Consider the following 11,839-nt stretch of genomic DNA (forward strand, 5'->3'; position numbering starts at 1 on the left):
CGGGGCGTTCCGGGCGATACTTAGTTGGCGAAGCCAGCGGCCTCAGCGGCCTCGGCCGACGCGAAGTAGATGTCTGCCTTCACGTTGGCGTAGCCCGCGTCGCCGGGGGCGTAGAACTTCTTGGTCGAGTTCTTGCCCTTGACGTCGAAGCCCTCGGGGGCCGAGCCGTCTTCGAGCGGGGCGGCCGAGTCAGCGGCAGCTTCCTCGACGACCTCGACCTCAGCCTCAGCCGAAACCTCAGCGTCAGCCGAAACCTCGGCCTCAACCTCAACCTCAGCGGCGGGCGCCTCGGTCTTGGTGGCCTTGACCTTGGGGGTCACGGGCTCGAGAACGAGCTCGATGACACCCATGGGGGCGTTGTCACCCTTGCGGAAGCCAACCTTGATGATGCGGGTGTAGCCACCCTGGCGGTCGGCAACGAGCGGCGCGATCTCGGTGAAGAGAACGTGCACGGCTTCCTTGTTACGCAGCACCGCGAGGGCGCGGCGACGCGAGGCGAGGTCGCCGCGCTTCGCGAACGTGACAAGGCGCTCGGCGACGGGACGCAGGCGCTTGGCGCGAGCCTCGGTCGTCTTGATCGACTTGTTGATGAACAGCGCCGACGCGAGGTTCGCGAGGATCAGGCGCTCGTGAGCGGCGCCGCCACCGAGGCGGGCACCCTTCGTGGGCTTAGGCATTTCTCAATACTCCTGTATCGAACAGTTAAGGATGGATCAGAGCGTCTCGTCGTTCTCGTATCCGGCGTAGAAGTTCGTTCCCTCGAAACCGGGGACCGAATCCTTCAACGACAGACCGAGCGAGATGAGCTTGTCGCGCACCTCGTCCACCGACTTCTGTCCGAAATTGCGGATGTTCATGAGCTGCGTCTCCGAGAGGGCGACGAGCTCGCTGACCGTGTTGATTCCCTCGCGCTTGAGGCAGTTGTACGAGCGAACCGAGAGGTCGAGGTCTTCGATGGGCATCGAAAGCTCGGTGGTGAGGACCTCGGCGACCGGCGCGGGGCCGATCTCGATACCCTCAGCCTCTTCGTTCAGCTCGCGAGCGAGGCCGAACAGCTCGACGAGCGTACGACCGGCCGATGCAACGGCGTCGCGAGGAAGCATCGACGGCTTCGTCTCGACATCGATGATCAGCTTGTCGAAGTCGGTACGCTCACCGGCACGAGTTGCCTCGACGCGGTAGGCGACCTTCACGACGGGCGAGTAGATCGAGTCAACCGGGATCTGACCGGCCTCGGCGTACTCGTTGCGGTTCTGGCCGGCCGAAACGTAGCCGCGACCGCGCTCGATCGTGATCTCAAGCTCGAACTTCGCGTCCTCGTTGAGCGTGGCGATGACGAGCTCGGGGTTGTGAACCTCGACACCCGCGGGGGCCGAGATGTCGGCAGCCGTAACCTCGCCGGCACCCGTCTTACGCAGGTAGGCGGTGATCGGCTCGTCGCGCTCGCTCGAGACAACAAGCTTCTTGACGTTCAGGATGATCTGGGTAACGTCCTCGAGGACACCGGGGATCGTGCTGAACTCGTGCAGGACGCCATCAATGCGGATGCTCGTGACGGCGGCACCGGGGATCGACGACAGCAGGCTGCGGCGCAGCGAGTTGCCGATCGTGTAGCCGAAGCCGGGCTCGAGCGGTTCGATAACGAAGCGGCTCCGCGACTCGGAGAGCTTCTCCTCGGTGAGGGTCGGACGCTGTGCGATGAGCACTATGTGTTCCTTTCGATCAAGTGCCCGCTATATGACACTTGTGAATGAGGTCTGTGACTTGTGAGACCTGCGCGCATGCGCGCAGTTGGAACGACGAGTTGCCGGGGTGAGCGAGGCTCACCCCGGCAGAAGCGTACTCAGACGCGGCGGCGCTTCGGGGGACGGCAGCCGTTGTGGGCCTGCGGCGTCACGTCCGAGATCGAACCGACCTCGAGGCCAGCGGCCTGCAGCGAACGGATCGCGGTCTCGCGTCCCGAGCCCGGGCCCTTGACGAAGACGTCGACCTTCTTGACGCCGTGGTCCTGCGCCTGGCGGGCGGCCGACTCGGCAGCCATACCAGCGGCGTAGGGGGTCGACTTGCGCGAGCCCTTGAAGCCCACGCCACCCGACGAAGCCCAGCTCAGGACGGCGCCCGACGGGTCGGTGATCGAAACGATCGTGTTGTTGAACGTCGACTTGATGTGGGCCTGGCCCAGCGCGACGTTCTTCTTCTCCTTGCGGCGCGGCTTGCGCGCGGCGCTCTTCGGTGTAGCCATGTTGTTCTCCTAAACCCTTACGCCTTAGCGTGCCTTCTTCTTACCAGCGACCGTGCGCTTCGGGCCCTTGCGGGTACGAGCGTTGGTCTTGGTGCGCTGGCCGTGAACGGGAAGGCCGCGGCGGTGGCGGATACCCTGGTACGAGCCGATTTCGACCTTGCGACGAATGTCAGCAGCAACCTCGCGGCGGAGGTCACCCTCAACCTTGTAGGCGTCGATCGCGTCGCGAAGCGCCACGAGCTGGTCGTCGGTGAGGTCCTTCACACGGATGCTCTCGTCGATACCCGTGTTGGCGAGGATCTCGACCGAACGGGTACGGCCAACACCGTAGATGTACGTGAGTGCGATCACCACGCGCTTGTCGCGCGGGATGTCAACGCCGGCAAGACGTGCCATGCGATTCTCCTGTAGATAAGTAGAGGTATGGAGCAGGATCGGTGCCCGGGCCTCCACCCCGAGGTGTCCCCCGCGTGATGCGGGTTATTGATCCTGCCAAATTATTGAGTTGTCAGACCCTCTCGCGAGAAGAGGGAAAGAGCAATTAGCCCTGGCGCTGCTTGTGACGCGGGTTCGACTTGCAGATAACCATGACCACGCCGTGACGACGGATCGTCTTGCACTGGTCGCAGATGGGCTTGACGGAGGGCTGAACCTTCATGATGTTCCTTATGCGCTGTCTTCGTGCTCGCGGGTGCGCGAGCCGTTACTTCTCGGCTGGGCCGATCAGCGGTAGCGGTAAACGATGCGTCCGCGCGTGAGGTCGTAGGGGCTGAGCTCCACGACCACGCGGTCCTCCGGGATGATACGAATGTAGTTCTGTCGCATCTTTCCGGAGATCGTGGCGAGCACCTTGTGACCGTTCGTCAGCTCAACGCGGAACATCGCGTTGGGGAGAGATTCAGTCACCGTGCCTTCGATCTCGATGACACCGTCTTTAGCCATAAATTCGCTAACCTTCTGTGCAGACCAGCCGGTCTGCGGTAGTTGGATGGAAGGTGTTCCGTGCGCGCGAGCGCGGACACAACACACCAAAGAGCAATCATAAGCGACACGCCCAGATGTATCAACTTGGGCGTGTCGCGTATGTGATATCAGTCGAGGTTCGCGACGAGGTCGTTCTCGGCGTTGAAGCCGGTCGAGGCGACGCTGACGAACTCGTCATTCACGAGAATCGTCGGGGTGGCACGGCCCGAGGCGCCCGGCATGATGGGCATGTTGGTCGTCTGCTGCGCGGCGAAGTCGGCGTACGTCTCGTCGGTGATGCAGCTGGAGGAGTTCGTCGCGCCGGCGCGCTCGGCGAGCTTCACGAGCTCGTCGTTCGTCAGACCCTCAGTGTTTTCGGAGGGCTGGTTGTCGAACAGCAGGTCCATGTAGGGGTAGAACGCGTCGGGGTCGTTCTCCGCAACGCAGTACGCGGCCGAGGCCGCGCGCGACGAGTACTTCGTGCCCTGCGAGTAGTTATCGAGCAGGTTCGTCGGGATGATCTCGAGCGTGATCGTGTCGTTCGAGATGAGCTCCGAGAGCGTGTCGTCGTACGCGGCGTGAGCCGAGTTGCAAACAGGGCACATGAAGTCGATGTACTCGGTCACCGTCTGGTCACCGGATCCAACGCGGATCGCGCCGCTCTCCTGGTCGATCGTGACCGACGCGGTCGCGCCGTCTGCCGAGGTCGGTGCTGCCGCGGGCGCGGTGGCCTGGCGGTTCATCATGTAGACGAGCACCGCGACTGCGACGACTGCTACGACAACGACGATTGAGATGATCACCGCGAAGAGACTGCGGTTCTTGGCTGCTGCTGCCATGGAAGATTCTCCGGATCAAGAAGTGTGGAAGGGACTCCGCGATCCAGCTTGCCGTTCCCGCATGAACAAGCCGTATGCGTGAGCTGAAAATATCACAGGGTCGCGAGAACGCCGGGTCCCTCGGTGTAGTCGATCCGGTCGCCGTCGAGCAGGATCGCCGGGATCCCGCGGTTCCCCGTCGAGGGGTTGACCGGCACCGTGCCGTTCAGCTGCGCGATGAAATCGGCGTACTCCTGTGAGGTCACGCACGACTGGAACGACGAGGACGAGACCCCGACGTCGGCCGCATGCGCGAGCAGTTCCTCGTCCGAGAGCCCCTCGGATCCTTCGACCGGCTGGTCGGCGTAGAGGGCCGCCATGTACGGCACCACCGCGTCGGGATCCTCGTCGGCGACGCAGTACAGCGAACTCGCCGCACGCGTGGAATAGTTCGTCCCGGACGACTGCGAGTCGAGGAAGCCGACCGCCACGACCCGCAGGGTGATGGATCCGTCTTCGACCGCGGACGCGATGTCGGCTCCCCAGCTGCGCTCGAATTCGCCGCAGTAGGGGCACATGAAGTCGACGTACGTCTCGAGGACGTGCTCGCCGGATCCGACGACGATCGCGCCGGACTCCTGGTCGACGACCGCGATGTCGGGCGCCTCGACCTCGGTAACGGCGTCGCGGTTCATCAGGTAGACGAGGACGGCGACCACCGTGATGGCGATGACGACGACGATCGAGAGGAGCATCGCCCAGAGGCTGCTGCGGTTCTTCACGGCGTCAGGCGATCGGCACCGGGGTCACGCCGAAGGGCGCGAGGCCCGCCGCTCCCCCGTCTTCGGCCGTCAGGACCCAGATGCCGCCGGCGTGGACGGCGACCGAGTGTTCCCAGTGGGCGCCCTGCGAGCCGTCAACGGTCGTGATCGTCCAGTCGTCATCCTCGATGAAGACCTCTTCGCTACCGGCGGTCATCATCGGCTCGACGCAGATGCACAGGCCCGGCTTGATCTCCGCGCCGCGCCCCGGGGTCGCGTAGTGGAACAGCGTGGGCGATTCGTGCATCTGGCGGCCGATGCCGTGACCGACGTAGTCGCGCAGGATCCCCGCAGGCTGGCCCGTCGAGGGAAGCGGATTCGCCTCGATGTAGTCCTGGATTATCGCGCCGACCTCGCCGAGGTGCTTCGACGATGCGAGCGCCGCGATACCCGCCCACATGGATCCGCGGGTCACGTCCGAGAGCTCCTGTCGCTGCGCGACGAGCTCCGGATCCACGGGCTCGCCCGGCACGATGAAGGTGCGGGCCGAGTCGCCGTTCCAGCCATCGGCGGTTTCGGCGCCCGCGTCGACCGACACGATGTCGCCCGCCTCGAGCACGCGCCCGCCGGGGATCCCGTGGACGACCTGCTCGTTGACCGACACGCACACCGTGTGGTGGTAGCCGTCGACGAGCTGGAAGTTCGAGTGCGCCCCGCGCTCGGTGATCGCCTGCTCGGCGATCGCGTCGAGCTCGAGCGTCGTGATGCCGGGCCGGATGGCCTTCGCGACGGCGTCGAGCGCCGCAGACGTCACGAGACCGGGCTCGACCATCCCGCGCAGCTGCGCGGGCTTCTTGTACACCGAGCGGCGGAACACGGGCGGATCCGCTTAGGCGCGCTTGAGGCCGCGCGCGTCGAGCGCGGCGAAGATGCGAGCCGTGATGTCGTCGAGCGAGCCGACGCCGTCGATGCGGTCGAGGATCCCGCGGTCTTCGTACGTCTCGATGATCGGAGCCGTCTCCGACTCGTAGATGTCGAGGCGCTTCGCAACGGCCTCTTCGGTGTCGTCGCTGCGGCCCTCGACCTTGGCGCGCTCGGTGATGCGGGCGAGCGACTCCTCGCGCGGCACGTCGAGCAGGATCACCGCGTGAAGCGCGGCGGCCGACTCGGCGAGGAAACCATCGAGGTAGGCGACCTGGGCGGCGTTACGGGGGTATCCGTCGAGGAGGAAGCCGGCCGTCGTCGCGTCGTCCTGGGAGAGACGGTCGCGAACGATGTCACCGGTCACGTCATCGGGAACCAGGTTGCCCGCGTCGGTGATGGCCTTGACCTTAAGACCCAGCTCTGTTCCGCCCTTGATGTTGGCGCGGAAGATGTCGCCCGTCGAAACGACGGGAACACCGAAAGCCTCTGCCACGCGCACGCCCTGCGTACCCTTGCCGGATCCCTGCGGTCCGACGATCAGAAGACGTGTCGTCATCGAAGAAGCCCTTCGTAGTGGCGCTGCTGAAGCTGCGCGTCGATCTGCTTGACGGTCTCGAGGCCCACACCAACCATGATGAGGATCGAGGTGCCGCCGAACGGGAAGTTCTGGTTTGCACTGACCGCGCTCAGCGCGATGAGCGGGATGAGGGCCACGAGGCCCAGGTAGAGCGCACCAGGGAGGGTGATGCGCGTAAGCACGAAGTCGAGGTACTCGGCCGTCGGACGTCCGGCGCGCACGCCGGGGATGAAGCCGCCGTACTTCTTCATGTTGTCGGCCACCTCAACGGGGTTGAAGGTGATGGCGACGTAGAAGTACGTGAAGCCGACGATCAGCAGGAAGTACACCGCCATGTAGATGGGGTGGTCCCCCGTGACGAGGTACGTGTTGATCCACTGCACCCAGGCGGCCGGCGCGGTGCCGTCGCTCGGGGTGTTGAACTGCGCGATCAGGGTCGGCAGGTAGAGCAGCGACGAGGCGAAGATGACCGGGATAACACCGGCCATGTTGACCTTAATCGGGATGTACGTGTTCGTGCCGCCGTACGTGCGGCGACCGACCATGCGCTTGGCGTACTGCACCGGGATCCGTCGCTGCGACTGCTCGACGAAGACGATGAGGCCGATGATCACGATGCCGACGATGATGACGAGGGCGAAGACCTCGAAGCCCTTCGCGGCCCAGATGGATCCGAGCGCGCCCGGGAACGAGGCGGCGATCGACGTGAAGATGAGGAGCGACATGCCGTTACCGATGCCGCGCTCGGTGACGAGCTCGGCGAACCACATGATGAGGCCGGTACCGGCGGTCAGCGTGATGACGATCATGCTCTGCGTCAGCCAGCTGTTGTTCAGCAGCAGGTTGTTGCAGGCCGCGACGTCGGTGACGCCGAAGAGCTGCCCCGTGCGGGCCACCGTGACGAGCGTCGTCGACTGCAGGAGCGCGAGGGCGATCGTGAGGTAACGCGTGTACTGGGTGAGCTTCGCCTGGCCGGCCTGGCCCTCCTTCTGGAGCGCCTCGAAGTGCGGGATGACCACGCGCAGCAGCTGGACGATAATCGACGCCGTGATGTAGGGCATCACGCCGAGGGCGAAGATCGAGAGCTGCAGCAGAGCGCCGCCCGAGAACAGGTTGACGATCGACATGAGACCACCGGCACCCGCGGTCGCATCGAGACATTCTCGGATGCTGGGGTAGCTGACGAACGGCGCCGGAATGTGCGCGCCGAAGCGGTAGATGGCGATGATGCCGAGCGTGAAGCCGATCTTGCGACGCAGGTCAGGCGTGCGGAAGATCCGGGCGATGGCGCTGAACAAGAAGGTTCCTCCCAGAAACTTTCGGCGTGTACACAAACACACCGCTCTCCAGACTAACGGAAAAGGCCCGGGAGCATGACGCTCCCGGGCCTATCCGAGTGATTCGCTGAGCGCGAATCCTTACTTGACGGAACCGCCAGCGGCCTCGATCTTGGCCTGGGCCGAAGCCGAAACCTTGTCGACCGAAACGTTGAAGGCAACGGTGATGTCGCCATCGCCGAGGACCTTCACGAGCTGGTTCTTGCGCACGAGACCGTTCGCCACGAGGATGTCGGCGTTGATGTCGCCACCCTCCGGGAAGACCTCAGCGAGCTTGGCCAGGTTCACAACCTGGTACTCGGTGCGGAAGGGGTTCTTGAAGCCACGGAGCTTCGGTGCGCGCATGTGCAGCGGCATCTGGCCACCCTCGAAGCCCACGCGCACGGTGTTACGAGCGCGCGTACCCTTCGTTCCACGGCCAGCGGTCTTACCCTTCGAACCCTCACCGCGACCCTTACGGGTCTTCGCGGTGTTGGCGCCGGGGACCGGGCGGAGGTGGTGAGCCTTCAGCACTGCGGGACGCTCAGTGTTCTCAGCCATCAGTCGATCTCCTCAACCTTCACGAGGTGAGCAACGGCACGAACGTAGCCGCGGGTCTGAGCGTCGTCGGGGCGGACAACCGCGTCACCGATGCGCTTGAGACCGAGGCTGCGCAGCGTGTCACGCTGGTTCTGCTTCTCGCTCACCTTGGACTTGATCTGCGTAACCTTCAGACGAGCAGCCATTAGGCACCTGCCTTCGCGGTAGCGGCGGCCTTCTCAGCCTCCGCGCGGACGAGACGCGCCGGCGCAACCTGGTCGAAGTCGAGGCCACGACGCGCCGCAACGGCACGGGGCTCCTCGAGCTCCTTCAGGGCTGCCACCGTAGCGTGCACGATGTTCAGCGTGTTCGACGAACCGAGCGACTTCGACAGCACGTCGTGGATACCGGCGCACTCGAGCACGGCGCGGACGGGACCACCGGCGATAACACCGGTACCCTCCGAAGCCGGGCGGAGCATGACGACACCAGCGGCAGCCTCACCCTGGACGGGGTGCGGGATGCTCTTGCCGACGCGGGGAACGCGGAAGAAGTTGCGCTTGGCCTCTTCAACACCCTTCGAGATAGCGAGGGGCACTTCGCGGGCCTTGCCGTAACCGACGCCCACGAGGCCGTCACCGTCGCCGACGACGACGAGAGCGGTGAAGCTGAAGCGACGACCACCCTTGACGACCTTCGACACGCGGTTGATGGTCACAACGCGCTCGAGGTACTGGCTCTCCTGGGCGCGACCGTTGTTACGGTCGTTTCCACGGCGCTCACCACGGCCGCCACGGCCACCGCGGTCGTTGCCGCCACGGCGATCCTGACGCTCGTTGTTCTGTGCCTCAGCGGGAGCCTGAGCTTCCGTGGCCACTTCGGTTTCCTTGATGTCACTCACAGGCTCAGCCCTCCTTCGCGGGCACCATCGGCGATGGCCGCAATGCGACCGGCGTAGCGGTTACCACCGCGGTCGAACACGACAGCCTCAACACCGGCAGCCTTCGCGCGCTCGGCGACAAGCTCGCCAACCTTGCGGGCCTTCGCGGTCTTGTCGGCGTCAGAGGCGCGCAGTTCGGTCTCGAGGGTCGACGCCGAGGCCACAGTGTGACCCTTGGCGTCGTCGATAACCTGCACGAAGACGTGGCGCGACGAACGCGACACGACGAGACGCGGGCGCTCGGCGGATCCCACGACCTTCTTGCGAAGGCGAGCGTGGCGGCGCGAACGCGCAGCAGACTTCGACTTCACAGCCATGATTACTTACCAGCCTTTCCGGCCTTGCGACGGACCTGCTCGCCGGCGTAACGCACACCCTTGCCCTTGTACGGCTCGGGCTTGCGGATCTTACGAATGTTCGCGGCGCACTCGCCCACGGCCTGCTTCGAGATGCCGGAGACGGTGATCTTGGTGTTGCCCTCGACGGAGAAGGTGATTCCCGCCGGCGGCTCGACGTTGACCGGGTGCGAGAAGCCAAGGGCGAGCTCGAGGCCCTGGCCCTTCTGCTGCACGCGGTAACCGGTGCCGACGATCTCAAGGCCCTTGGAGTAGCCCTGGCTCACGCCGATGATGTCGTTGTTGATGAGGGTGCGGGTCAGGCCGTGCAGGGCACGCGACGCGCGCTCGTCGTCCGGACGAGTAACGACAACCTGGTTGTCCTCGACCTTGACGTCGATGGGCTGGGCCACGGTGAGCGAGAGCTCGCCCTTGGCGCCCTTGACAGTCACAACACGGTCGTTGACCGAAACGGTCACGCCCGCGGGGATGTCGATGGGAAGCTTTCCAATACGCGACATTATTCGATCACCACACGTAGGCGATAACTTCTCCGCCCACGCCCTTCTGCTCGGCCTGACGGTCAGTCAGAAGACCGTTGGAGGTGGACAGGATGGCAACGCCGAGGCCACCGAGGACCTTGGGGAGCTCCGTCGACTTCGCGTAGACGCGAAGGCCGGGCTTCGACACGCGCTTGAGGCCCGCGATCGCACGCTCACGGCCCTGGCCGTACTTCAGCGTGATCGTGAGGGTCTTACCGACACGAGCGTCGGCCTCCTCGAAGCCCGCGATGTAACCCTCCTGCTGGAGCATTGCCGCGATGTTCTTCTTGAGCTTGCTCGACGGCAGCGACACCTGGTCGTGGTGCGCCGAGTTCGCGTTGCGCAGACGGGTCAGCAGATCTGCGACCGGGTCTGTCATGGTCATATGAGTGTTCCTTTGTTCATGAGGTATCGGTAGCCGTTACACGACTAGCCGACCTTCCACGACGTGGATAGACAATATTCAATTGTCCGCGAAGACGCCGGGCCCGGTCAAACCGAGCCCGGCATCTTCAGCAGTTTCCCTGAGTCGAGACTCAGGCCTCCTTGACGAACGGGAAGCCGAAGTGCGTCAGAAGCGCACGGCCCTCCGCGTCGGTCTTGGCGGTGGTCACAACGGTGATGTCGAAGCCACGGACGCGATCGATCTTGTCCTGGTTGATCTCCTGGAAGATCGACTGCTCCGTCACACCGAAGGTGTAGTTGCCGTTACCGTCGAACTGCTTGGCCGACAGACCGCGGAAGTCGCGGATGCGGGGCAGAGCGAGCGAGATCAGTCGGTCCAGGAACTCCCACGCGCGGTCACCACGGAGGGTGACGTGCGCGCCGATGGCCTGGCCTTCGCGCAGCTTGAACTGAGCGATCGACTTCTTCGCCTTGGTGACGACGGGCTTCTGACCGGTGATGGCGGTGAGGTCTGCGACCGCGCCCTCGATCACCTTGCTGTCGCGGGCTGCCTCACCGACACCGGTGTTGACAACAACCTTGACGAGGCCCGGAATCTGCATGACGTTCTCGTAACCGAACTCGTCCTGCAGCTTCTGGCGGATCTCGCCGCGGTAAACCTGCTTCAGGCGCGGCTGGATTTTGCCAGTCTGCGCGGCACTTTCAGTGCTCATCTGTTAACCCTTTACTTTCCCTTGGGGTCGGGAATGTCAGCACCCGAACCCTTGGCGACGCGGATGCGCACGGTCTTCTTGACGCCGTCCTTGACCTGCTCCTCGACGCGGTAACCCACGCGAGTCGGCTTCTTGGTCTCGGGGTCGACGATCGCGACGTTCGACACGTGGATCGGGGCCTCAACGGTCTCGATGCCACCGGTCTTGGTGCCACGCTGCGTCTGACCGACGCGGTTGTGCTTGGTGACGTACTTGACGCCCTCAACGATCACGCGGTTGCCGATGACAGCCAGGACCTTGCCCTGCTTGCCACGGTCGCCGCCGCGCTCCTGCGAAGCGCCGGTGATGACCTGAACCAGGTCACCCTTCTTGATCTTGGCCATGAATTACAGCACCTCCGGGGCGAGCGACACGATCTTCATGAACTTGCGGTCGCGAAGCTCGCGGCCAACCGGTCCGAAGATACGCGTGCCACGGGGCTCGCCGTTGTTGTTCAGGATGACGGCCGCGTTCTCATCGAACTTGATGTACGAGCCATCTTCACGACGCGTCTGCTTGACGGTGCGGACGACAACCGCCTTGACGACGTCGCCCTTCTTCACGTTGCCGCCGGGGATCGCGTCCTTGACCGTCGCGACGATGGTGTCACCCACGCCCGCGTAACGGCGGTTCGAACCACCGAGAACGCGGATCGTGAGCAGCTCCTTCGCGCCGGAGTTGTCGGCGACCTTGAGGCGGGATTCGTTCTGAATCACTGGTTACT

At 64.4% G+C, this 11,839-nt stretch carries 20 protein-coding genes; all 20 read right to left on the bottom strand.

Annotated elements, in window-relative coordinates; all coding sequences use genetic code 11:
• Window positions 1-20 precede the first annotated feature (20 nt).
• The 20 genes from rplQ to rplN all read right to left on the bottom strand — a co-directional run bounded on the left by rplQ (window position 21) and on the right by rplN (window position 11,831).
• Entirely contained in the window at window positions 21-677 is a 657-nt protein-coding gene (rplQ, locus tag DTO57_RS13460; protein WP_114118755.1) for a 50S ribosomal protein L17, sunset domain variant, read from the bottom strand.
• Between the two features lie 36 nt (window positions 678-713).
• The gene (locus DTO57_RS13465; protein WP_114118756.1) at window positions 714-1,706 is read right to left on the bottom strand and encodes a DNA-directed RNA polymerase subunit alpha; all 993 of its coding nucleotides are present in this window, start codon (window positions 1,704-1,706) and stop codon (window positions 714-716) included.
• Window positions 1,707-1,843: 137 nt separating this feature from the next.
• The gene (gene rpsK / locus DTO57_RS13470) at window positions 1,844-2,242 is read right to left on the bottom strand and encodes a 30S ribosomal protein S11 (protein ID WP_114118757.1); all 399 of its coding nucleotides are present in this window, start codon (window positions 2,240-2,242) and stop codon (window positions 1,844-1,846) included.
• A 24-nt stretch (window positions 2,243-2,266) separates the two neighbouring features.
• A complete protein-coding gene (gene rpsM, locus DTO57_RS13475) occupies window positions 2,267-2,638 on the bottom strand; it encodes a 30S ribosomal protein S13 (protein WP_114118758.1) in 372 nt (123 codons plus the stop codon).
• A gap of 145 nt (window positions 2,639-2,783) precedes the next feature.
• Window positions 2,784-2,900 carry a 50S ribosomal protein L36 gene (rpmJ, locus tag DTO57_RS13480; protein ID WP_114118759.1) on the bottom strand — a complete coding sequence of 39 codons (117 nt, stop codon included), beginning with the start codon at window positions 2,898-2,900 and terminating at the stop codon, window positions 2,784-2,786.
• 65 nt (window positions 2,901-2,965) lie between these two features.
• Window positions 2,966-3,184 (bottom strand): translation initiation factor IF-1, encoded by a 219-nt coding sequence (infA, locus tag DTO57_RS13485; protein ID WP_114118760.1) that lies wholly within the window; start codon window positions 3,182-3,184, stop codon window positions 2,966-2,968.
• A gap of 149 nt (window positions 3,185-3,333) precedes the next feature.
• Window positions 3,334-4,044 carry a DsbA family protein gene (locus DTO57_RS13490; RefSeq protein ID WP_114118761.1) on the bottom strand — a complete coding sequence of 237 codons (711 nt, stop codon included), beginning with the start codon at window positions 4,042-4,044 and terminating at the stop codon, window positions 3,334-3,336.
• Window positions 4,045-4,136: 92 nt separating this feature from the next.
• The gene (locus DTO57_RS13495; RefSeq protein ID WP_114118762.1) at window positions 4,137-4,805 is read right to left on the bottom strand and encodes a DsbA family protein; all 669 of its coding nucleotides are present in this window, start codon (window positions 4,803-4,805) and stop codon (window positions 4,137-4,139) included.
• A gap of 4 nt (window positions 4,806-4,809) precedes the next feature.
• Window positions 4,810-5,661, bottom strand: coding sequence for a type I methionyl aminopeptidase (map, locus tag DTO57_RS13500; RefSeq protein WP_114118763.1), 852 nt, complete (start codon window positions 5,659-5,661; stop codon window positions 4,810-4,812).
• A gap of 12 nt (window positions 5,662-5,673) precedes the next feature.
• On the bottom strand, window positions 5,674-6,264 hold the full coding sequence (locus DTO57_RS13505) for an adenylate kinase (protein WP_114118764.1): 591 nt from the start codon (window positions 6,262-6,264) through the stop codon (window positions 5,674-5,676).
• Window positions 6,261-7,583: a preprotein translocase subunit SecY gene (secY, locus tag DTO57_RS13510; protein ID WP_114118765.1), complete on the bottom strand. Its 1,323-nt coding sequence runs from the start codon at window positions 7,581-7,583 to the stop codon at window positions 6,261-6,263. The genes DTO57_RS13505 and secY overlap by 4 nt, the downstream gene beginning before the upstream one ends.
• 120 nt (window positions 7,584-7,703) lie before the next feature.
• The gene (gene rplO / locus DTO57_RS13515; RefSeq protein WP_114118766.1) at window positions 7,704-8,162 is read right to left on the bottom strand and encodes a 50S ribosomal protein L15; all 459 of its coding nucleotides are present in this window, start codon (window positions 8,160-8,162) and stop codon (window positions 7,704-7,706) included.
• Complete coding sequence (gene rpmD, locus DTO57_RS13520) at window positions 8,162-8,347, bottom strand: 50S ribosomal protein L30 (protein ID WP_114118767.1); 186 nt, start codon at window positions 8,345-8,347, stop codon at window positions 8,162-8,164. The genes rplO and rpmD overlap by 1 nt, the downstream gene beginning before the upstream one ends.
• Complete coding sequence (gene rpsE / locus DTO57_RS13525; protein WP_229730654.1) at window positions 8,347-9,018, bottom strand: 30S ribosomal protein S5; 672 nt, start codon at window positions 9,016-9,018, stop codon at window positions 8,347-8,349. The genes rpmD and rpsE overlap by 1 nt, the downstream gene beginning before the upstream one ends.
• A 20-nt stretch (window positions 9,019-9,038) precedes the next feature.
• Window positions 9,039-9,398 (bottom strand): 50S ribosomal protein L18, encoded by a 360-nt coding sequence (rplR, locus tag DTO57_RS13530; RefSeq protein WP_114118769.1) that lies wholly within the window; start codon window positions 9,396-9,398, stop codon window positions 9,039-9,041.
• A gap of 2 nt (window positions 9,399-9,400) precedes the next feature.
• Window positions 9,401-9,937 carry a 50S ribosomal protein L6 gene (gene rplF / locus DTO57_RS13535; RefSeq protein ID WP_114118770.1) on the bottom strand — a complete coding sequence of 179 codons (537 nt, stop codon included), beginning with the start codon at window positions 9,935-9,937 and terminating at the stop codon, window positions 9,401-9,403.
• Between the two features lie 7 nt (window positions 9,938-9,944).
• Window positions 9,945-10,343, bottom strand: coding sequence for a 30S ribosomal protein S8 (gene rpsH, locus DTO57_RS13540; protein ID WP_114118771.1), 399 nt, complete (start codon window positions 10,341-10,343; stop codon window positions 9,945-9,947).
• A gap of 151 nt (window positions 10,344-10,494) precedes the next feature.
• A complete protein-coding gene (gene rplE / locus DTO57_RS13545; protein ID WP_114118772.1) occupies window positions 10,495-11,076 on the bottom strand; it encodes a 50S ribosomal protein L5 in 582 nt (193 codons plus the stop codon).
• Window positions 11,077-11,087: 11 nt separating this feature from the next.
• Window positions 11,088-11,459 carry a 50S ribosomal protein L24 gene (gene rplX / locus DTO57_RS13550; RefSeq protein ID WP_114118773.1) on the bottom strand — a complete coding sequence of 124 codons (372 nt, stop codon included), beginning with the start codon at window positions 11,457-11,459 and terminating at the stop codon, window positions 11,088-11,090.
• Window positions 11,460-11,462: 3 nt separating this feature from the next.
• Window positions 11,463-11,831 carry a 50S ribosomal protein L14 gene (gene rplN / locus DTO57_RS13555; protein WP_114118774.1) on the bottom strand — a complete coding sequence of 123 codons (369 nt, stop codon included), beginning with the start codon at window positions 11,829-11,831 and terminating at the stop codon, window positions 11,463-11,465.
• Window positions 11,832-11,839 lie beyond the last annotated feature (8 nt).

Source organism: Microbacterium sorbitolivorans (assembly GCF_003327285.1).
Lineage (GTDB): Bacteria > Actinomycetota > Actinomycetes > Actinomycetales > Microbacteriaceae > Microbacterium > Microbacterium sorbitolivorans.

Excerpts from the sequence above, each read along its gene's own strand:
- infA (WP_114118760.1), bottom strand. The coding sequence starts at position 3,184 with ATGGCTAAAGACGGTGTCATCGAGATCGAAGGCACGGTGACTGAATCT.
- rplO (WP_114118766.1), bottom strand. The coding sequence starts at position 8,162 with ATGGCTGAGAACACTGAGCGTCCCGCAGTGCTGAAGGCTCACCACCTC.
- DTO57_RS13505 (WP_114118764.1), bottom strand. The coding sequence starts at position 6,264 with ATGACGACACGTCTTCTGATCGTCGGACCGCAGGGATCCGGCAAGGGT.
- rplQ (WP_114118755.1), bottom strand. The coding sequence starts at position 677 with ATGCCTAAGCCCACGAAGGGTGCCCGCCTCGGTGGCGGCGCCGCTCAC.
- rpmD (WP_114118767.1), bottom strand. The coding sequence starts at position 8,347 with ATGGCTGCTCGTCTGAAGGTTACGCAGATCAAGTCCAAGGTGAGCGAG.
- rplX (WP_114118773.1), bottom strand. The coding sequence starts at position 11,459 with ATGGCCAAGATCAAGAAGGGTGACCTGGTTCAGGTCATCACCGGCGCT.
- DTO57_RS13490 (WP_114118761.1), bottom strand. The coding sequence starts at position 4,044 with ATGGCAGCAGCAGCCAAGAACCGCAGTCTCTTCGCGGTGATCATCTCA.
- rpmJ (WP_114118759.1), bottom strand. The coding sequence starts at position 2,900 with ATGAAGGTTCAGCCCTCCGTCAAGCCCATCTGCGACCAGTGCAAGACG.
- rpsH (WP_114118771.1), bottom strand. The coding sequence starts at position 10,343 with ATGACCATGACAGACCCGGTCGCAGATCTGCTGACCCGTCTGCGCAAC.
- rplE (WP_114118772.1), bottom strand. The coding sequence starts at position 11,076 with ATGAGCACTGAAAGTGCCGCGCAGACTGGCAAAATCCAGCCGCGCCTG.
- rpsK (WP_114118757.1), bottom strand. The coding sequence starts at position 2,242 with ATGGCTACACCGAAGAGCGCCGCGCGCAAGCCGCGCCGCAAGGAGAAG.
- rplF (WP_114118770.1), bottom strand. The coding sequence starts at position 9,937 with ATGTCGCGTATTGGAAAGCTTCCCATCGACATCCCCGCGGGCGTGACC.
- rplR (WP_114118769.1), bottom strand. The coding sequence starts at position 9,398 with ATGGCTGTGAAGTCGAAGTCTGCTGCGCGTTCGCGCCGCCACGCTCGC.
- rpsM (WP_114118758.1), bottom strand. The coding sequence starts at position 2,638 with ATGGCACGTCTTGCCGGCGTTGACATCCCGCGCGACAAGCGCGTGGTG.